This is a genomic window from Legionella drozanskii LLAP-1, from assembly GCF_001467585.1.
In the GTDB taxonomy this organism is placed as follows: domain Bacteria; phylum Pseudomonadota; class Gammaproteobacteria; order Legionellales; family Legionellaceae; genus Tatlockia; species Tatlockia drozanskii.
This window is the reverse complement of record NZ_LNXY01000027.1, coordinates 505,069-525,619: the sequence shown is the minus strand read 5'-3', so window position 1 is coordinate 525,619 and position 20,551 is coordinate 505,069. Positions and strand designations below refer to the sequence as shown.

The window sequence follows — 20,551 nt, the reverse complement described above, 5'->3', positions numbered from 1 at the left end:
TTGCATGGGTCAACAATCACAACAGCAAGGCGGTGGTAGTAGTGATAATTCGATGGCACCCGTATGGATTACGGTGCTGCTGTTCCTTACTGCCTTTATCATTTGGAAAAGCGCGCATGAATACATCGTTGCCTTTGTGTTTTATCTGAATGTATTGCAGGCCAAATTGGTTGGGTATTTTGTTAGTAATCCTCAATTAGAAAATAATGTTTATGTCATGCAGACCATTGATCCCGCAACAGTTGACTGGGAGCAATTTGTTGGATTAACTCGAAGTGTAGGCGATTACATTCGCTATCCGGTGGTTGTTATACTCATTGTACTCGCTATTTTTCTTTATAAATCAGATATTACCCTTAAATTTCGTAAAGCCCATAATATGAAAAGCTTACGCGCCCAGGAACAACATAACTGGCTTGCGATTATGCCAATTATCAAAGAGGATTTAACAAATAGTGATATCAGTAAAGGCCCCTGGGCAATGGCGCTAACTCCTATGGAATTTGCGCGTAGATATCATCTTCTAAAGAAAGAGGATGCAATTTTAGATAATCCCGTTCCTGGGCAAGAAATGACTGCCGGAATTAGAAAAGGGGATGCTAAAAGAGTATTTACTTTGCAATTAGGTCCTTATTGGGATGGATTTGAGCGCTGTTCTCCACAAGCCTATGCTTTAGCGGCTGTGTTTATGGCTCGTATGAATCGGGATAGGGATGCAGCCACCTTAGTTTTAGAAACACTAGATAAAACCTGTACGGCTGGAAAACCTGACTTCAGTGTCGCAAGACCGGTATTAAGGAAGTACCAGAATTCGGAAAATGTACAGGAAATTATAGCGAAACACGCTTATCTTTTAACTGTGTTAGCTTCTCTATTAGCAGGAGCACGTGAGGATGGTGTGGTTCCAACCGCAGAGTTTTTGTGGTTAAAACCCCTCGATCGTCGATTATGGTATATGCTTAATAGTATTGGTAGACAAACTCCTTTCGCAGAGGTAGGCGGGCCTTTTGCTCATTGGAGGGCTGAGAAGGAAATGGGTAGACGTTCGTTAGTACCCATGATTGATGAAGCAATTAAAGCACTCGAACTGGCTGTGAAAGAAGTTAAATTGACCCCAAAAGAGTTGCAGGAGTTAGAGCCGTAATGCGTGGTATAGATTCGCGTCATGAAATAGATCCTACTTTATTGCTAAGGGACACTCGTACTCTTGGCCAACGTATGGGTGATTTTTTTTCTGACCCAACTAATGTATCTATTTTTTTAATTTCCGCAGCGGCCGTTGCTTACTATCTTCCTGAAATTGCAAGTTTAGTCCTGGTCTTGGGATTTTTATTTTTTCTTTTTAGCTATTCCCGCAAACAAAAATTACCCTTTAGATTGCCTCAAATTGCCAGAGTGAAAGATTACAATGACTTAAAGCCTGGAGTGGGCACTCCGAATATTGCCCGAGGTATTGCTTTTTTTGGTAATGACCGAAAAACCAATGAAGAATTATGGTTTGCTAACGACGATTTAAGAACTCATGCGTTAATTTTTGGTTCTACCGGTAGCGGTAAAACGGAAGCTTTAGTTTCACTCGCTTACAATGCCTTAGTGCAGGCAAGTGGTTTTATTTATGTCGATGGAAAAGGAGATAACTCTCTCTATGCTAAAGTGTTTTCCATGGTGCGCAGCATGGGTCGAGAAGACGATTTATTGCTGATTAACTTCATGACAGGTGCTCGAGATATTATTGGCCCTCAAGAAAAACGTCTATCCAATACACTTAACCCTTTCTGTCAGGGCTCCTCAAGCATGTTAACTCAGCTTGTAGTCAGTTTGATGGGATCTTCTCAGCAGTCATCTGACGGCGATATGTGGAAAGGTCGTGCGATTAGTTTCGTTGAAGCACTGATGAAATTGCTCGTCTACATGCGCGATGAGGGCGCTCTTTTACTTGATGCAAATACCATAAGAAATTACTTTGATCTACAACGTTTAGAGGCGATAGTGATCGACAAAGTCTTTCCACGTGATGAACAGGAAAGCATCAATATTGAATCAGTACCTAAACTAGTTACGGATCCGCTGCGTAACTATGTTTTCAACTTACCAGGTTACAATAAAGAGAAAAAAGGTAAGCAAGTTTCACAGGTTTTAGAGCAGCATGGTTTTATTACCATGCAGTTGGTGCGGGTATTTTCATCACTTGCCGATACTTATGGCCATATCATTAGAACTAATTTAGCAGAAGTGGACTTTAAAGACGTTGTACTTAACCGACGTATTCTGGTTGTGTTGTTACCTGCTTTGGAAAAATCACCCGATGAATTATCCAACTTAGGCAAGGTCATTGTCTCTTCCTTAAAAGCAATGATGGCTGCAGGTTTGGGCGATCAAGTGGAAGGTGATTATCGCGATGTTATTTTAAGAAAACCCACCAATGCACCTACCCCTTATATGTGTATTTTGGATGAGTATGGTTATTACGCCGTACAAGGTTTTGCTGTTGTACCTGCGCAGGCGCGTTCGCTTGGCTTCTCCGCAATTTTTGCAGGACAAGATTTACCTGCATTCCAAAAAGCGTCAAAAGAAGAAGCCGCTTCAATCGGTGCGAATACCAACATAAAAATTTGTATGAAGCTTGAGGACCCAGGAGAAACCTGGGACTTTTTCACCAAAACTGCAGGCGAAGCGTATGTAACTAAAGTGGATTCATTCCAAACCAAAGATACGAGCATTGCCAATAGCTATATGGATACGAAAAGTTCTTCTTTTGAAAAACGCTCTCGTATCGATTTATTAGATTTAAAAGATCAAACCGAAGGTGAGGCGCATATCTTCTTCAAATCCAAGATTGTGCGAGCGCGGATGTTTTATGCTAATCCGTCGCCAGTTAAGCACTTGAAGCTGAATCAATTCTTAAAAGTTGAACCACCACCCGATGATTATTTAATTAAATTACAGAAACAACTTGCTGGCTTCCAACAAGTATTGGACAGCGGTAGTCTCAGTATCGACAAAACCGTTGAAACGGAAGAAATTACCTTAATTACTAAAGCGCTGCACGAATCCAATATTACTGAGCCTATTGAACGGGGTGTAGCAGCCTTGCTGGCATTCCATGGTTTCCACGAACCTGAGCCCATCGAAGAATTAGTTGAAGAAGAGGAAGAGGGGGCATTGACTATCTTTAGTAGACTGCGTCGTTCTGGAGTTGGCTTACCATTATTGGTTAAAGATATTGAACAATTTTCAATGCCCTTACTGCCGATTAATGAGACGAGGAATTATCTTTCTGCCGTTGAGCGGGCCAGTGGAGCAAAAGATAAATATGCTGGAACCGTGGCCAATGAATTAATCAAAGATTTCCAAATGGCAACAAGTTATCCCCCCTATGAACGTGATGCGATTAATCCTGAGGACTTAACGCTCATGGTGAGTGAGCTTGCAAATAAGATTGCCAGCGAACGGGAAAAAGCAAAAGCTAAGGCTCAAGAAGAAACCTAATCTTAAGCTAATACTAACGCAGATTATTGCCGCAAAAACCCAGCGCTTACAAATACCAAACAATGGAACTAATCATGGTAGAGCAAATATTGCTTTCTTTGCCATGGAACTTAGCTTAATTATTAGAATTTTCAAGAACTGCTTGTAACGCAATGATTTGTATGTTTTTATTTCATTACTATGGGTAGGTCTATATTTAATGAATCTGAGGGGTTTAGGTGAGACGATTGCGTGTTGGTTTATTTGCTATTTCAACATGGCATGTTGTTACTCTACTTGCACTTATAATCCTAACGGGGTGTGGGAAGTTAAGGGTGTATCGTCCTTTGGAAGGCGAGGCTTTGAAGTTACCCTATAAAGTAGAAGGCGCAGAAGATAGAGCAATAATAGGATTGCAAAAAAGTCTTAAGCGCTGCGGTGTTGCCGTCATTACTATAGGTCAAGATTATTTAATCAGTATCCCTTCTGCTTCACTGTTTCCAAACCAATCCCCTCAATTAACCTGGGCTTCTTATGGATTACTCAATAATGTGGTGCGGTTTTTAAAGCAATTCCGTAAAGTTGCTGTAAATATTACCGGTTTTAGTGGGAAATATGTTTCCGAGAGACGTGAACATGCTTTAACATTAGCGAGAGCAAGAGCGGTTGGCGATTATTTATGGTCACAAGGCATTGATAGTCGTTTTATTTTTACCGAAGGAATGGGAAGTGATAAACCGATAATGGGGTACACTTCGGGTGGTGATAAATCACCTAATTCACGCATCGAGATTACTTTCAGAGATGCAATTGTTTAGATGAGGCAGCGATGAGTCGAGAGACTTGGAATACAATAATAAATTCTAAATCCTTTTATGTTCGCACTTATCGAATGGGAGGAAGAACTCTTATTATTTCGTTGATTATCAATATATTATTAGGACTGGCTATTTACTACCTCTATTTCCACCAACCTGAACGTGATTTTTATGCGACAAGTGGCATTACTCCACCGATCCAATTAAAACCAATGGATGAGCCGAATTACTCGGCAACGCCATTGCTTGCACCTGATCCAATTGAGAATAATACCGTTAAGGTCATACCGCAATAATGAGGAACTTATGGCTCAAGATGCTCTAACTGCTGTTAAACTGAGAAATGAATTTTATCGTGATGGTCAACGTAAGATTATATTTGCTTTATTATTTTCTGTTCTTATTAATTTTATTTTGGCTTCGCTTTTGGTCTATATGTTAACGCATCCGCCCGCACCCAAATATTTTGCGACAAGTATAAGTGGTCGAATTACTCCCTTGTACCCTTTAGACGAACCTAATCAATCGGACTCAGCAGTATTGCAATGGGCAAACCAGGCTGCGATTGCAGCATTTACCTATAACTTCGTGAATTATCGCGATGAACTACAAGCGTCATCTGGATTTTTTACTTCGGATGGATGGACACAGTTTTTGAATGCTTTACAGCAGTCCAACAACTTAGATGCGGTTAAAGCAAAAAAACTTATTGTGTCGGCGGTGGCTACTCGTGCTCCGATCATTTTACAAAAAGGTTTATTAAATGGAGTTTATTCCTGGCGGGTACAAATGCCCATTTTGGTTACTTATCAAAGTGCTAGCGAATTTTCTCAACAAAATAATGTGGTGACAATGTTGATAACACGCGTATCGACCTTGAATTCTCCACGCGGCATTGGTATAGCTCAATTTGTGGTAGGCCCTGCTAGTGGTGGAATAGGTCAATGAAGAAAAAGAAGAATTTATTCCCTTACATCGGATTGGCCATAGTGCTTATGGCTAATTCTATCTCTTTTTTAGCGCATGCGACTGCGGAAACTGATTCCGCACAGCAAGCCCTTCAGCAGCTTCGTCTTTTACAGCAACGCTTATCTCAATCAGGTATAACTCCTCCTCAACCAACTGGGGGAGCTAACCAAGCAGCTCAGCCTAATAAATTAGCTGATGCACCTAATCCAAGAACATCGACAGGAAGGGTTGTTCCACCTCTTGCAGCTGCAGGCGCCAGTCCTACAGCCGGACAACAAAATGCTGAAGCTGTTTTAACTACTGAGGATAATGAATTAATTGATATTAAGGCTTTTGAAGGGGTAACTAGACAATTATTCCCGCTTACCCCGGAGCAGATTCTTCGCTTGAAGCAACTCTATCATTCCAACGAATTTGCTGAAGCCTCTACAGCTGGAACCCCACCGAAACCGACAGCAACCTCACAAATTGTTAACTTATCGCCAGGTTCTACCCCACCTGTTATTCGTTTATCTCAAGGATTTGTGTCTTCATTGGTTTTTCTAGATTCAACTGGAGCTCCTTGGCCAATTAGCGCCTACGATTTAGGCGATCCTTCCGCTTTTAATATTCAATGGGATAAAACAAGTAATACCCTCATGATTCAAGCCTTAAAATTATACAATTATGGCAACCTTGCTGTAAGACTACGTGGTTTAAATACCCCAGTTATGTTAACCCTTATTCCTGGCCAGAAAGCGGTAGACTATCGAGTAGACTTAAGAATTCAAGGCTTTGGTCCTAATGCTAAAACGATGCCTATGGAAGAGGGTTTACCCCCTAGCGCAAATGATGTTCTTTTGCACGTGCTAGATGGAGTACCCCCCGCAGGAAGCCAACGCTTAACAGTAAGCGGTGGCGATGCGAGGGCATGGATACTTAATGACAGAATGTATGTCAGAACAAATCTTACAATTTTATCTCCAGGCTGGATAGGAAGTATGACTAGCGCAGATGGTATGCATGCTTATGAGATGCAAAAATCACCAGTGCTACTCGTTTCATGGCATGGAAAAGTTATGCAGCTCAAGGTAGAAGGGTTATAATCAAATGGCAGGTAGAAAAGAGAATCTTAAATCGCTATTTACTAATACTCGGACACGAGTGATCATTGTATTCACTGCTATATTGCTGATTACTGCGGTAGTTATTGGTTTTTTCAAATTAAAAGTATCAAATGAAATAGGTAATGTTTCATCGAATGTATCTAATGCGCCAGGAATTCAATCCATTCCCGGGGCACTAAACCCAACAGTGCAATATGCGAAATTACAACAAGCACAAAATGTCGATCAAGCTACTTCTGCACTCAAAACGGGGGGCAGCGCAATCCCCACGATTATCCGCACTCAAGAATTAGGTGCGGGTGTACAACCGATAGATCAGCCACCAAACGGCCAAGGGGGAGTGGGATTTGCAACCCTCGCTCGTGAAGATGAAGCCGGAACACAGCGTAATAGCTGGATACAATCATTACAAAATAGCAGTTGTAGTAAAGCGGAAGTTGCTAATGTAGTAAGTCAAGGTGCTAAGCTGACGGATTTAAAAGCAGGTTGTACTTGTACTCAATTAAAAGATAATGGTTATCAGATCAGTGACTTGCAACAAATTTGCTCTTGCAAAGAATTAAGAGCATCTGGGTTTAATGCACGTCAGTTGAAAGACGCAGGCTTTACGGCAGGTCGATTACGTCTTTGCGGATTCGATGCTTGCGAATTGCGTAATGCTGGTTTTACGGCTCAGCAAATGAAAGACGGTGGTTTTTCTGACGGCGAGTTAAAAGGAGCAGGATTCTCCGATGATGATATTGCGAAAGCAAGTGGCTTACCGAATGGCATCAGCGAAGCAGATGTTCGCAAAGCAGATTGTCAGGTCGATGCGTTAAAACGTTTACGTGCGTCCGGAGTTAGTGCTGCAGCAATTCGTCGGATAAATGGTTGTAGTGCAGCTCAATTAAAAGCAGCAGGTTATAGTCCTGCCGATTTAAGGAATGCAGGGTTTAGTGCTGCTGATCTCAAAAATGCTGGATTTACACCTGCAGAACTTAGACAGGCAGGGTATACCGCAAGAGATTTATTGAATGCCGGATTCAGCCCCGATGACCTTGCTAATGCAGGTTATACACCTGGTGAAATCTCATCAGCGGAATCGGAGTTACCGCCTGGTATTAGTCCTGCGGATATCAAGAGTGCAGGCTGTGACGTTGAGGCACTCAAGAAAGAACGTCTTGCAGGTGTCAGCGCTAGACTCATAAAACAATATGCTGGTTGTAGTGCAAAAGCACTAAAAGACGCAGGTTTTACTGATGCCGATTTAGCGAATGCAGGATTTACACCCGAACAAATTCGTGCAGCAAGCCTTAGTGATGATGCCATCCGTGCATCAGATTGCGATCCCAATAAATTGAAAGTCCTCTTTGCTCAAGGCGTTTCTGCTGCAAAAATTCGCTCTTTGAATGGCTGTAATGCTGCGCAATTAAAAGCTGCCGGTTATGATGCAAAACAGCTTGCTGAAGCAGGTTTTACTCCTCAGCAACTTTTAGCGGCAGGCTATACGCCTGATCAGGTGCGAGGAGCATTGACTGATGATGCCATTCGGGCTGATGATTGTGATCCCGCAAAACTAAAGCAGTTGTTTAATCTTGGTGTATCTGCAAAACGCATTCGAGATTTAAATGGTTGTAGTGCTGCGGCTTTAAAAAATGCTGGTTATGGTGCAAAAGCACTATCCGATGCCGGTTTTACTCCAAAAGAGTTATTGGATGCTGGTTTTAGTCCAGATCAACTTAGACAAGCTGGTGTAGGCGGTGCAGCAGTTATCGCGGCAGGACGGACAGCCGATTGTAGTGTTGCTTCTTTACAAGCAGCACGTGCAGCGGGCGTGTCAGCTACTACGATCAAACAAACCTTAGGTTGTAGTGCGGCAGCTATGAAAGCTGCAGGCTATACCGCGAAGGAATTGAGAGATGCTGGTTTTACTGCGGGTGAGTTAAAAAATGCAGGTTTTAGTGCCGCGGATCTTAAAAATGCTGGATTCTCTGCGAAAGAGTTGCGTGATGCAGGATTTAGTGCGGCCGATCTTAAAAATGCAGGTTTTAGTGCTAAAGATTTAAAAGACGCTGGTTTTGATGCCACAGCCTTACGCCAGGCTGGTTATCCCGCTAAAGATTTAGCTAATGCAGGATATTCCGCTGCGGATTTAAAAAATGCAGGTTATAGTGATGCCGATATCAAGAACGCGGGACTAACTACAGAAGTTGCAGGTTTAGGAGGCGCTAATATTCCTGGGGCCGCTCCATCTAATGTTTCCCCAATTCCTAGCCTCCCTGGGTTACCTGGACAAACACCTAACGCCGCAGTAACTGCTCAGGCAGCCAATGCTAAAAAACTCCAAGATATTTTAAGAAAGCAAAATCAACAATTGGCTGATCAGAAATATCAGCAAAAAATTCAACAGCGTACTTCGCAGATGCTAGGTACAGCAAATCAATCCCTGAGCGCTTGGCAAAAAGTGACTACTCAGACCTATGTTGCAGGTAATGAGGATAAAAAGGATTCAAGTATGACTGGAATAGCTAAGGGTCGCTCTTTAATTGCGCAAGGCCCTGAAGCAGAAGGAGATAATGCTCCACTCAGACCGCAAGGGGCTTTAATTAAAACAGGTGATGTCCTTTTTGCAGTGCTTGATACTTCAGTTAATAGCGATGAGCCAGGCCCTATACTCGCAACGATTGTTTCAGGTAAATTGAAAGGTGCAAAATTAATTGGCAGTTTTAACTTACCCACTAATGCAGAAAAGATGGTGATTAGTTTCAATACCATGTCTGTACCTGGTGCTCCTAAAACGACTTCAATCAGTGCTTATGCGATTGACCCTAATACGGCGCGTACAGCCATATCAAGCAATACCAATCATCATTATTTGTTACGCTATGGTTCGTTGTTTGCTTCTTCCTTCCTGGAAGGTTTTGGTAATGCCTTCCAATCAGCAAATACAACTGTAACGATTGGTGGTACTGGAGGTGGTCAAAATATAACCGTCCAGAATGGCATTGGCCGGTCAGCGCTGCAAAATGCGGTAATTGGATTGGCAACACTCGGTAAAGCATGGGGACAGGTTGCTCAGCAGCAGTTTAGTACGCCAACGACTGTCGAAGTTTATTCGGGCACTGCTTTGGGGATATTATTCACTCAAGACGTGACCTCACTTTAACATGATGAGCAGGTAAGAAATGGCAGATAATGAGTACAATGATGAATATCAGTTCGCTGACTTAGATTCAATGGGTTCTGATCATATAGGAGATGAAGAACCTATTGCCGGCGGAGAAGAGGAACTAGAAAGAAGGCAGCCTCGCCCAGGTAAGAATATTCTGCGTAATGCATTGATTGCGGTTATTCTCATTGTTCTTGTCATGCTAGGTTATAAATTTTTTGGATCTTATTGGGCTCATCGCAAAGCAGCTGAGGATACCATTGTTCCTTCAATAACTACTACGACTCAACAAGCTCCGCCCCCAGTGGAAGCGCCGCCCGTTCAGGCAGTACAACCCGTTCAGATTGCGCCAGTGACTCAGCCAACGGTGGATAATTCGCAAGTCACCCAGAAGCTTTCTGATTTAGAGATTTCGGAACAGAATGTTCGCTCTGAAATCAATTCAGTGAATAATCAATTAGGTGGTATCAATTCAAATGTGAATGATCTCTCTGAAAAAATTGCTAGTCTTAACCGAATAATTAGTGTTCTGGCTAGCAAAGTTGATCAACAATCCACCCAAATTGCTATACTCACAGAAAGGACAAAACCAAAGCCTCCACCGGTTCGACCTGTTGTTACAAAACCAATCACTTTACCGATTTATTATATCCAAGCAGTTATACCTGGCCGGGCTTGGTTAATTGCTCCAAATGGGTCTACACTTACCGTTAGAGAAGGAACCCAAATTACCGGTTACGGTGTTATTAAATTGATTGATCCAAATCAAGGGCGCATCCTAACCACCTCAGGAAGAGTGATCAGGTTTAGTCAGCAAGATAGTTGAGGGCTTTATGTCTGGAACTGGTTTGCCACAATGGTTAACAAATCAAGTTGATATACTAAGTAATATAGCGAACAATTTGTTACCTGTTGAGCGCCTAATAACAGGAGCGGCCTATTTAATTGGTTTAGCTTTCGCTTTTAAAGCGATCTATACTTTGAAATCTTACGGGGAATCTCGCACGATGATGTCGTCGAGTTCGAGCCTCAAAGAACCTATGATTTATTTGATAGTCGCGGGTATCTTTATCTATTTCCCCACGGGTCTAGCTATTATGCTGCAAACTACGTTTGGGTCTTCAAATATCTTGCAATATGCTCCCGTGAATAGTAATAATCAGACTATTAGTGGGGTATTTGGTAGTGGTAGTCTTGTTGGAAGGCCTTTAGCGATTATAATACAAACAATTGGTGTTATCGCTTTTGTAAGAGGTTGGGTTCTTATTGCACGATCTGCTTCACAAGGACAGCCTCCAGGCGGTACAGGGAAGGGTTTAGTGCATGTTTTTGGTGGAATTTTAGCCATGAACATTGTCGCCACACTAGAAATCATCAATAATACATTATATGGTACAGGTTAACAGTCTTTATACAAAAGGAGAGAGAACAGTGAAAATGCCATTAAATATTAAGCGTTATTTAGAGCCCTTGCTAACGTGGGTTGCTTGCTTTAGCTTAATGGCCATAGCCGGTGAAGTGGCGGCGTCGACAAGTCTTGGTACAATGGCATCAAGTATAACGTCTTCGTTTACCAGCGTGGCTAAACTAATTACCGCAGGATCCTATTTGGCAGGCTTGGGTTTTGCTGTTAGTGCGATTTTGAAGTTCAAGCAGCATAAAGATAACCCAACCCAAATCACAATCGGTACGCCAATTGCGTTAGTTTTCATAGCAGCAGCTTTATTATTCCTACCATCGATTCTAGGTGTTGCTGGACAAACTATGTTTGGAACTACTGGTTCTGTAGCTGGTCCATCAGGTACAATCTTTGGTAGTTAATATAGTTAGGAGGCAAAATATTTGCCTCCGCTATTTAAAGTTTTGCTAATTTGTGAGCATATTTTATGGCTGTTAAAGAGCAAAATAGGTTGAAGCTCGTTGCTAGCCCGGGTTCCTGGCGATTATATTCAGCCAGAAAAGCGGACGAACGCTTTAAAGGTTACGAACTTAAGGTATTTCAGAGAGATCGGTATACCTGCCAATTTTGTGGATTTCAGGCTAGGTTATTTCAAGAAGTAGTTAATCTTGATCATGATTTCACGAATAATAAATTGCCTAACTTGGCGACCGCATGTTGCTTTTGTGCCCAGTGCTTTTTTATTGAGTCTGTAGGTGTGGGCGGATATGGAGGTGGTACATTAGTCTACCTGCCTGAGCTTACCCAGACAGAGTTAAATAGTTTATGTCACGTGCTTTTTTGTGCTATTACAAATGATACTGGCTACAAAAATAGTGCGCAAAATATTTATCGAAGTTTTAAATTCCGTTCCCAGTTAGTTGAAGAGAAATATGGTGAAGGAACCAGTGACCCGGCTATATTTGGCCAGTTGATCATTGACTCAGGAATAACTTCAACAGAGCTTTCTGACAAACTATTTAAGGATGTTCGATTATTACCTTCAAGGGCTAAGTTTCGAAAGCAAATCGAACGTTGGGCTGCGAGTGCCCTGGAGGAGATAACTGAGAGCAAAACCTAGATAAGCTATGAATTGGTAGGGAATGATATGGGAAAATGGGCAGATTCTTTTTTTGAAGGCGTTGATACTTTTTTTGCCTGGCTAAGTACTTCTCTTAAACAGACAACAGAGTCCTATTGTGATTTGGAAACGGCCGATAGCCCAACAGTTTTGGTTAATCACGATGGTTCTTTAGTTTCAGTTATAAAAATTGAAGGGGTCACAGCGCTTGCTGGTGCCGAAGAATTTGAGCGACTGGTTGAAGGCTTAAGTAATGCTTTTCAGGCTGCAATGGGACGACCCGGTCATGCTTTGCAAGTGCATTTTAGTCATGATAAACAAAATATCAGAAAAGTTATTCAAGATATTTATTCGCCTGCAGAAGCAACTGCAAAGCGACTTGAACTCAATTTAGATGATTTATTTCATGAACGTGTAGGCTTTCTTGCGCAGTATTGTGCAGAAGAACGTCTGTACTTTGCTTTATTTACCAGACCTTTCAATTTACCGCAAGAGCAACTCAAAGCGGCCAATAAAGCTAAGCTAAAAATGATCAAGGATAAAAAAGCGCCTTCGTTTAAAAATAGTCAAACTATCTTTGCCGCTATTCCTGAGTTACGCGATACACACGATGCTTATGTGCGCTCCATTCTTAATGATCTTGATGCCTTAAATATCTATGCAAGATTAATGAATGTTCATGATGCTGTTCATGCAATACGGATGACAGCTGATCCAGATTTTACTGCTGATGATTGGCGAGCTAGCCTGCCAGGCGATAAAATCATACCTCGTGAAGTGAATAGCTATAATGGAGACCCCTCTGACTTACTTTGGCCATCTCTAGCAAAACAGGTTATTCCTAGAGATGGTGAGATTTTGGATTTAAGAACAGTTAGAGTGGGTAACAAAATCTATTCTTCTGTCTTTATTGATTTATTTCCAAAAGATATTCGGCCTTTTATTAGTTTATTTTCACGTATCTTACCTTCACATATACCCTGGCGAATTTCATTTTTTCTTGAGAGCGAAGGCTTAAACACGATAAAGTTAAAGGGATTGCTTTCTTCTATTTTAAGTTTCTCCTCAGCACAAAACCGCTTAATTAGCGACTCGGTAAACTTGCTAAAATATTTACAACTGAATACTGATGATGCCATTATCCGTTTGCGTGTTGTAGCGGCGACTTGGGCTCCTGAAGGCGAGCTGCCTTTGTTGCGTCGCCGTAGTTCCGAATTGGTTAAAGCCATTCAGGGTTGGGGTTCGACAGATATCTCTGAAATTTGCGGTGATGCATTTGCAGGGTTTGTTTCAAGTATGTTAGCTACTACGCAGAATAGTGCTGCAGTGCCCTCAGTAGCCCCCTTATCTGATGTGATTTCCATGTTACCAATCACGCGACCAGCATCCCCATGGGAGCAGGGTGCTTTACTTTTCCGCTCCCCTGACGGTAAACCTTGGCCTTTTCAACCTGGTTCAACCCAACAAACGACCTGGATTGATTTGGTTTATGCGCGTCCAGGTTCTGGTAAATCAGTGTTATCCAATGCATTAAATTTAGCGCTTTGTCTTTCTGGTGGATTAACGCGCCTGCCGCGAATTGCGATTATTGATATTGGCCCATCAAGTAGTGGATTGATTTCACTTCTTAAAGAAGCGCTGCCTGCTCCGAAAAGGCATTTGGTAGCTTATCATCGATTAAGAATGACGCCGGAATATTCAATTAACCCCTTTGATACTCAATTAGGATGCCGTTACCCTACAGCGACCGAACGTTCGTTTTTAGTTAACTTTTTAACCTTGTTGACTACTCCCCTTGGTGCCGCTAAACCCTATGATGGTATGCCTGATTTGGCAGGGATGGTTGTTGATGAATTATATAAAAGCCTGGCGGATGAATATAATCCGACGCCTTATGCGCCTGGAGTGGAAGAATTTATTGATAGTATCCTTGAAGAAATTGGTTTTGTGAGGGATTCAAAATCCACTTGGTGGGAAGTGACCGATTCTCTCTACTCAGCGGGCTTTATTCATGAAGCGATGCTGGCTCAACGTTATGCGATGCCTTTATTAGCGGATGCCGCGTCAATTTGTCGTACTCCATCTATTGAAGATTTATATGAGAAAGTGACCGCACCGACAGGTGAGTCCTTAATCAATGCTTTTTCACGGATGATTTCTGGAACCGTACGCGAATACTCAATTTTGTCTCGGATAACCAGCTTTGATATTGGTGATGCGCGTGTGGTATCCCTTGACTTAGACGAAGTCGCTAAAAGTGGGGGAGATGCGGCCGATCGTCAAACATCCGTAATGTATATGTTGGCTCGTTATGTTCTAGCCCGACATTATTACTTGACGGAAGAAAGTGTAAGTAATATGCCTGAGCAATATAAAGAATATCATAAAGAGCGAATTCTAGAGATTAGAGAAGATCCTAAGCGTATTGTTTACGATGAATTTCACCGTACTGCTAAATCCAATGCGGTTCGTGATCAGGTTATTATTGATATGCGGGAAGGTCGTAAATGGAAGGTGCAAATTGCGTTACTTTCTCAATCCGTAGATGACTTTGATCCGGTGATGATCGATTTTAGTACCGCTATCTACGTGATGGATGCAGGTCCTTCACAGGCAGTGGAAAAAACTGCTCAGATTTTCGGTCTATCAAGCACCGCTAAAGTTGCCTTACGGACTCGAGTCCATGGTCCACGCCAAGGTGGGGCTACTTTCCTTGTACAATATGCAACCAAAAATGGAGTAAACGTTCAACTATTAACTCTGACACTGGGGCCGGTTGAGTTATGGGCTTTTAGTACCACTGCTGAAGATGTGACAGTGCGCAACCAATTATATCGTCATTTAGGGCCTGGAGAAGCGAGAAGGTTGCTCGCTGCCTTGTTCCCTAATGGGTCAGTAGCAAAAGAAATTGAAATGCGTCTAGCGTCTATGAGAACGGAAACTGGGCTGATTGAGGAAGATGCAAAGGCATCTGTTGTGTCACAATTAGTTAGTGATATTCTCAATGCTTATGCGAAAGATCCGAATATCAAAATGTTGCCCGCAAAAATATAGTAGGTTGGGCTAAGGTCCTGGTCCTGAGGTATCTTCACTTTTTTTTTGAATAATATTTGGAGCCAAATCCAGTGTTTTACTGAACCGTTCAGCCTGAAGAGGAGCGCCAGCGACGTCTCAAAGGCCTGTCCTGAGGCACTCGAAGGGCCTGTCCTGAGGCACTCGAAGGGCCTGTCCTGAGGCACATGAAGGGTGCTTTGCACCAAGACTTCGAGACAGCGCTACGCGTTTCCTCAGCCCGAACGGATCGAGCTATTGATTGGAGCAACACCTATTTTTGATTATGTCTTGAGGATCTATTAGGCCACGTCTTGCTTAAGTGCAAAACCCGATAAAATCCCAGGACTGAAAGGATTAATTTGGTTTTGGGTTTTCAGTACATATCGCCCCGAATTTCCATTCACTTCAAACAAGATCTGTAAGCTTGAACTGTCATTACTGTCCACCAAGACATTCACTTTCTGTAACATCTTAAAGAACGCCCAGGGGCCTGTTTCTTCCAGTTCGTAGTGGTTTCCTTCAATCGAATATAACACCAACTTCGCATTAGTTTGTGGCCAATTGAATTGGGTGAAAGAATCAGAGCTTTGACTATCAGTCAATTTAGTCGGTCCAATAGTGAGCTCGAAGTTCGCAACAACGGGATCTAAATTGATTTTTTGTAAACTAAATTCAATCTTACTCGTCTCGGTATTGTCCGGGAAGAACATATTAGAAATCACATTGGCACGTATCAATTCATTCGTTATATTGCTTGATATAGGGAGTACATAACCATTTAACTCTTTGGGTTGCCATTGGGGAATAGTGGTATCCAAGAATGGTTTGATATTGTTGTTTACAAAAGAGTTGAGTGTGCCATGTGGTGCAAAAAAATGATCAAAATCGGAAATACTAACTTCGCTCGTTTGTGTCGAATCCAGCGGATAGCGATTGGCGATTGTCATTTGATATTCACGATAAACTACCTGTTGCCATTGCCTATTCAGATAATGTTTACTTTCATTGATAAAAATAAACCAAGTGTCGTCAGCTAATTGTTTTGCCCAAGCTGCAACGGGTTCAGGTAGTTGGCGTGAGCGGTTATACAAAGTACTGAGTGGATCGGAGAGGGTGACGTCTTGGAATCTTGATTTAGTCAATTCAAATACGGTTTTTCCTTGATCGTTAACCAGGGATAAGGTTGTTAAGAATTTTTCCAATTCATTAATGTTTTGGGTCAATTCATTGCTAGCCGAAGCGCTCATCAAGTTCAGATTGGTGAAGTGATTGGCAATTTTTTCATTAAATCGGCTCGAGTCGTCGTTTACTTCGGGGCTGGTTTGTTGCTGAATAAGCTCAATGAGTTTGGCAATGGAATTCGATTGATGCATGCTTAAAGTAAGCTGGCGAGCTTGCTGATAATCTTGATAATGCTGTGGCTTAGTATGGCGGATAAAATTTTGCCACCAAGTGACGTATTCAAAGCTATAAGCTTCTTCCAATAAAGCGGGTAAATTATCAAGATCTTGTCTCGCGAGAACCCAATTTTCATGTTGCAATTGCTGTGCAATTTTAGGCAGCTCAGTAGTGATCTCTTTGAAACCTTCTTTAGTATAAAATTTAGGTAAATCTTGTGTCGCTAACTCAAAGCCTGGGGCTGAAATTTTTTGTTTTTCTTGCGGCAAATGATTCTTAGCGAGCGAATAATAGAGATAAGTAGCGGGCAAAGCATTGAGATAATTACGTACGTCACTGACTAATTGTCGATTAATAACTAGGGATTGGATAGGTTGCTTTAGCGCATTTTTGAGTAATACTAGTTGCTTATCGATATTTTTCTGTTGGCTATGAGCTATCCAATATTGACTGAACCAATTAGTGACCTCTGATTCGGAGTAATGTTCAGGTTCTGCCAGCATTAAATAAATTTTTAATGCTTCATAATGCGCCATTTGAGTTTGTGTTGGATCAGAAAGAATCTTTTCTATGTCAGCAACCAATTCTGGAATAAAATTATCATATAAGCGATGTTTATTATTATTTTGTAATTGTGCTTTTAATTGATCAATCGTTGGAACTGAGAAGAAATTGCTGGGAATTTGCTCCAGTTTCGTCGTTGCCAATGAAAGATGATAGAGTGCTGAAGTTTGGTCCTTATCCTGACCAAGCAGCGCTTCATAAGTCAGTAATTCCTTGCTTGCGTCATCTAGAAGCTTGGTTGTTTTAAAATGATGACTGATAAGCCAAACCAGCGTCAATCCAACGCCTCCAGCTGCGAGACTGGCTAGCCACTTTTGCGAATTACTAATTTGTGGAATATAACGTTTGGTCTGCTCTTGAAAAGCTTTTAACGCGCCTTCAATAAAATAAGCGCGATAATTATTCGATTGCGGAAATTTATCTTGGATGGTTAACGCATATTCATGTTGAATCTTTTTATTTAAACGATCGACGCTCATGCCACCCTGTTCAGCACTAGTAAAATAGATCGCTTTTAAGCGAAAAAGTTGCAAGGGTAAATTCTGAATTAATGATTGAACCGATACTCTTAAGCTTGCGAGTTGCAGGGGAAATTCTCTAATTAGGGTACGTTTGACTGTTGAGCGAGCCGGATGCATTTTATTAATAATTTGCTGGCCTAAAACCTCCAGCATTTGGTCAAATTGTTGGCGATAATTTTCCAGTAACTTTTTCCTTTGTTTGGCGTAATCTAGTGAAAAACCTAAAGGTTTGATTAAATCACTGGGATGATCGGCCTGAAAAAAATCACAAAATCCGGCGACGGCATCAAGTTTAGTAAACAGAAGAGCGGTGTCGACCGTGTAACCCAAGCCTTGGCCAAAGCGTCCAAGTAATTGAGCATGCGATTTACATAGATCCAAGAGATGAATGGGTTCAGCGAGTAATAATTCACTCGAATCCACACACAAAATAATTCCTGAAATTCTGACGTTTTTATGACAGCGATTTAACTGTTTAAGCGTATAAGCAATTAAATTTTCAGTTTGATTAAGCCATGATTCGCCAAGTTCTAGAATCACACCCTGTTGATTATAAAAAAAATTCGCAGAGGTATCATTGTCTACCGGATAGTAGGTTAAATTGCTTTGGCGTAAGAGGGTGGTTTTGCCTTGATTTATTTTGCCAGTCATCAGTAAAAAAGAAATGGCATTATGTTGAGGTTTCAAATGTCCAAGGATTTTTTTTAGCGCGTCACAAAGCGCGGTCAGCGATCTATCCATTAATCATCCAGTTTTGCAGTTACGGTATGCCCAAACTGGACTGTTTTAGCCTGTTTTTCGAGGAGAATTTGACTCGCAAAATAACTTGCGGCTAGTATACCTAAAGCAATAACAGAGACTGCAAGCAAAGGTTTACGATTTTTAGGAAAACTCTCAACTCCTTTTTGCTCGTTGAATAGACGATGAGATTTATTAACTCGATGTTGCTTAATGAGTTGATACAGTTCCTCAATTAAATTATCCAGAACTTGCCTGCCATCAGCACGACCATGTTGTTCACCTTCAAAGCCTGTAATCAAGCAATAATAAGCAAGCTCAAGAAGATCTAGATATTGATTAGGTCTTTGCTTGATGTAGTCAACAATGTCGAAAAATCGACGTTGCGGGCCTTTGTCGTCATGAGATAAAGGAGTAAATGCTTGAAATTCGGCGATTTTTCCATAGAGGCGAAGGTAGTTTTTTCCAATTAATTCGTCAATAGTAGCGCAAAGTAGATAATGCGCAATGGCATCAAATTCCTCAGTGTAGGCTTTGCTATTTAAACGACTATGAAACGCGCGCAATTCATGTTCAATATTTTCGCGGATGCTGTTGATCGGAGGAAGTGAGGGGGTCACATACATACGTTCTAATAAAGATAATAAAGGTCCAGCTGCAGCGACTAACAGATTGGTCGTAAAAGGAGCAATAAATAATTTAGAGCGATAATAGCCTTGTGGCATTTTTTGAGTGCCAGGTAATGACAGGGGGCTGACAAAAGAAGCAGAAATTTGCTCGGCAGCCATGGCTTTCACTCCAAAGTGTGGTATTAAAGTTACTAAATTAGTTGTATTTTGTTTAAGCTCTTCGGCCGTGTTGAATCTAGATTACACCTGCGTTAATGGCGTAAAGAGTTCCTTGATAATACGTCATCTAAAATGCCTTGTCGATAAGAGACAAGAAATTATTAAAATTGTTTTATTCCTTAAGTAATGGAATCTATTGAGTGTTCCGAGTTAAAATAAATTGTCTTTAAAATATCCAGGTTAAATCTAATGTTTGCCAAACTAATTATCGCTTTAAGCCCCATGGTGCTCGCATTGCCTTTAGCAATGGATATTTATGTGCCTGCTATTCCTCATCTTACTCAAGAGTTTCATGCCAGTGACACGCAAATGCTGATGACTTTAAACCTGTTTATGCTAAGTGCGGGTTTCATGCAATTGATAATTGGTCCTATTTCTGATCAGTTTGGGCGAAGAAGAATTGCAATTCTAATGGCATTTTGTTTTGCTTTAGGGTCGATTTTTTGTGGTTTAGCAACCAATGTTAACGAGCTAATAGCTTATCGAATAATTCAAGCTTTAGGTTCTTGTGGCATGATGGTACTTGGCTTTGCGATAGTTCGCGATCATTATGCCGGCGATAAAAGTGCAAAAGCCTATAGTTTTTTAAATGGGATGATTTCGTTCTCGCCCATTTTTGCCACATTTATTGGTAGTTATCTTGATTTATATTTAGGATGGTCATCGACTTTTTGGGCTCTATTATTCGTTGCAATCCCAGCACTATTTACGGTTGGGTTTTGGTTAGATGAAAGCTTACCACTCGAAAGGCGAACCCCCTTAACGACCAAAGTATTTGGGCAATATCTCCATGTCATTCGTAACCAAGAGTTTGCCATTTATACTCTGGCTTCGTCCTTTGGTCATTGTTATTTTTATTTATTCTGTGCTTTATCTCCTTATTTAATTATACGTGTTCTAGAAATTCCTCAAACTCAATATGGTTTTTATTTCTGTTTTATGGGCATCTCCGTATTGGTTGGTAGTTTTATAGGCGGTTCAATTGTTGAGCGTTTGGGCATTTTTAAGACCTGCCTACTCGGTTATTTTCTGAGTTTAATGGGCGGATTATGGATGTTAGTTTGGTATCTCACCCAGGGCTTAAGTATTCATAACTTTATTTACCCTATGCTCGCTATCGGAATCGGTGGTTCATTTTGTATGGGAGCGGGGTCTGGTGGCGCAATGGCACCTTTCGAGGAAGCAAAAGGTGCAGCGGCTGCAGCCGGAGGTGCTCTACGTTTCTTATTTGCAGGAGTTGTAGGTTATTTTCTAATTAATAAGACGGTAAACTCGACTCTACCTTTAGCTGTTCCTGCCGTGGTATTTAGCTTAATTGGCATGAGTACACTTCTTTTAGCATCCAAAGAAGTCGATCACAATGTAGAAAGTACCATAGTTAATATTGATTGATGTAATCG

15 protein-coding genes are annotated in these 20,551 nt (G+C 41.4%); 13 read left to right on the top strand and 2 right to left on the bottom strand.

Annotated features, from left to right (window positions below):
- The first annotated feature begins 4 nt into the window (after positions 1-4).
- The 12 genes from icmP to Ldro_RS11390 all read left to right on the top strand — a co-directional run bounded on the left by icmP (position 5) and on the right by Ldro_RS11390 (position 15,082).
- Complete coding sequence (icmP, locus tag Ldro_RS11445) at positions 5-1,144, top strand: type IVB secretion system coupling complex protein DotM/IcmP (protein WP_058496544.1); 1,140 nt, start codon at positions 5-7, stop codon at positions 1,142-1,144.
- The gene (locus tag Ldro_RS11440; RefSeq protein ID WP_058496543.1) at positions 1,144-3,489 is read left to right on the top strand and encodes a TraM recognition domain-containing protein; all 2,346 of its coding nucleotides are present in this window, start codon (positions 1,144-1,146) and stop codon (positions 3,487-3,489) included. Before icmP ends, Ldro_RS11440 begins: the two co-directional genes overlap by 1 nt.
- 218 nt (positions 3,490-3,707) lie before the next feature.
- Complete coding sequence (icmN, locus tag Ldro_RS11435; RefSeq protein WP_238584009.1) at positions 3,708-4,286, top strand: type IVB secretion system protein IcmN/DotK; 579 nt, start codon at positions 3,708-3,710, stop codon at positions 4,284-4,286.
- An 11-nt stretch (positions 4,287-4,297) separates the two neighbouring features.
- Positions 4,298-4,582 carry a type IVB secretion system protein IcmM/DotJ gene (gene icmM / locus Ldro_RS11430; RefSeq protein ID WP_058496542.1) on the top strand — a complete coding sequence of 95 codons (285 nt, stop codon included), beginning with the start codon at positions 4,298-4,300 and terminating at the stop codon, positions 4,580-4,582.
- A gap of 10 nt (positions 4,583-4,592) precedes the next feature.
- Positions 4,593-5,234: a type IVB secretion system apparatus protein IcmL/DotI gene (locus tag Ldro_RS11425; protein ID WP_058496541.1), complete on the top strand. Its 642-nt coding sequence runs from the start codon at positions 4,593-4,595 to the stop codon at positions 5,232-5,234.
- Positions 5,231-6,340, top strand: a complete 1,110-nt coding sequence (locus Ldro_RS11420) for a DotH/IcmK family type IV secretion protein (protein ID WP_058496540.1) — start codon at positions 5,231-5,233, stop codon at positions 6,338-6,340. Before Ldro_RS11425 ends, Ldro_RS11420 begins: the two co-directional genes overlap by 4 nt.
- A gap of 4 nt (positions 6,341-6,344) precedes the next feature.
- Positions 6,345-9,506, top strand: a complete 3,162-nt coding sequence (dotG, locus tag Ldro_RS11415; RefSeq protein WP_058496539.1) for a type IVB secretion system protein DotG/IcmE — start codon at positions 6,345-6,347, stop codon at positions 9,504-9,506.
- A 19-nt stretch (positions 9,507-9,525) separates the two neighbouring features.
- The gene (gene icmG, locus Ldro_RS11410; RefSeq protein ID WP_058496538.1) at positions 9,526-10,335 is read left to right on the top strand and encodes a type IVB secretion system protein IcmG/DotF; all 810 of its coding nucleotides are present in this window, start codon (positions 9,526-9,528) and stop codon (positions 10,333-10,335) included.
- Between the two features lie 7 nt (positions 10,336-10,342).
- Positions 10,343-10,912, top strand: coding sequence for a hypothetical protein (locus tag Ldro_RS11405; RefSeq protein ID WP_058496537.1), 570 nt, complete (start codon positions 10,343-10,345; stop codon positions 10,910-10,912).
- A 97-nt stretch (positions 10,913-11,009) separates the two neighbouring features.
- The gene (locus Ldro_RS11400) at positions 11,010-11,330 is read left to right on the top strand and encodes a type IV secretion protein IcmD (protein WP_420795407.1); all 321 of its coding nucleotides are present in this window, start codon (positions 11,010-11,012) and stop codon (positions 11,328-11,330) included.
- A 65-nt stretch (positions 11,331-11,395) separates the two neighbouring features.
- Positions 11,396-12,028 (top strand): type IVB secretion system protein IcmJDotN, encoded by a 633-nt coding sequence (icmJ, locus tag Ldro_RS11395; RefSeq protein WP_058496536.1) that lies wholly within the window; start codon positions 11,396-11,398, stop codon positions 12,026-12,028.
- A gap of 27 nt (positions 12,029-12,055) precedes the next feature.
- Entirely contained in the window at positions 12,056-15,082 is a 3,027-nt protein-coding gene (locus Ldro_RS11390) for a type IV secretion protein IcmB (RefSeq protein ID WP_058496535.1), read from the top strand.
- 299 nt (positions 15,083-15,381) lie between these two features.
- On the opposite strand, the gene icmF is transcribed toward Ldro_RS11390, so the two are convergent.
- Both icmF and icmH read right to left on the bottom strand, forming a co-directional pair.
- Positions 15,382-18,306: a type IVB secretion system protein IcmF gene (gene icmF, locus Ldro_RS11385; RefSeq protein WP_058496534.1), complete on the bottom strand. Its 2,925-nt coding sequence runs from the start codon at positions 18,304-18,306 to the stop codon at positions 15,382-15,384.
- Positions 18,306-19,091, bottom strand: a complete 786-nt coding sequence (gene icmH / locus Ldro_RS11380) for a type IVB secretion system protein IcmH/DotU (RefSeq protein ID WP_058496533.1) — start codon at positions 19,089-19,091, stop codon at positions 18,306-18,308. The genes icmF and icmH overlap by 1 nt, the downstream gene beginning before the upstream one ends.
- Before the next feature lie 249 nt (positions 19,092-19,340).
- On the opposite strand from icmH, the gene Ldro_RS11375 reads away from it, so the two are divergent.
- Entirely contained in the window at positions 19,341-20,543 is a 1,203-nt protein-coding gene (locus Ldro_RS11375) for a multidrug effflux MFS transporter (RefSeq protein ID WP_065235932.1), read from the top strand.
- Positions 20,544-20,551: the final 8 nt, after the last annotated feature.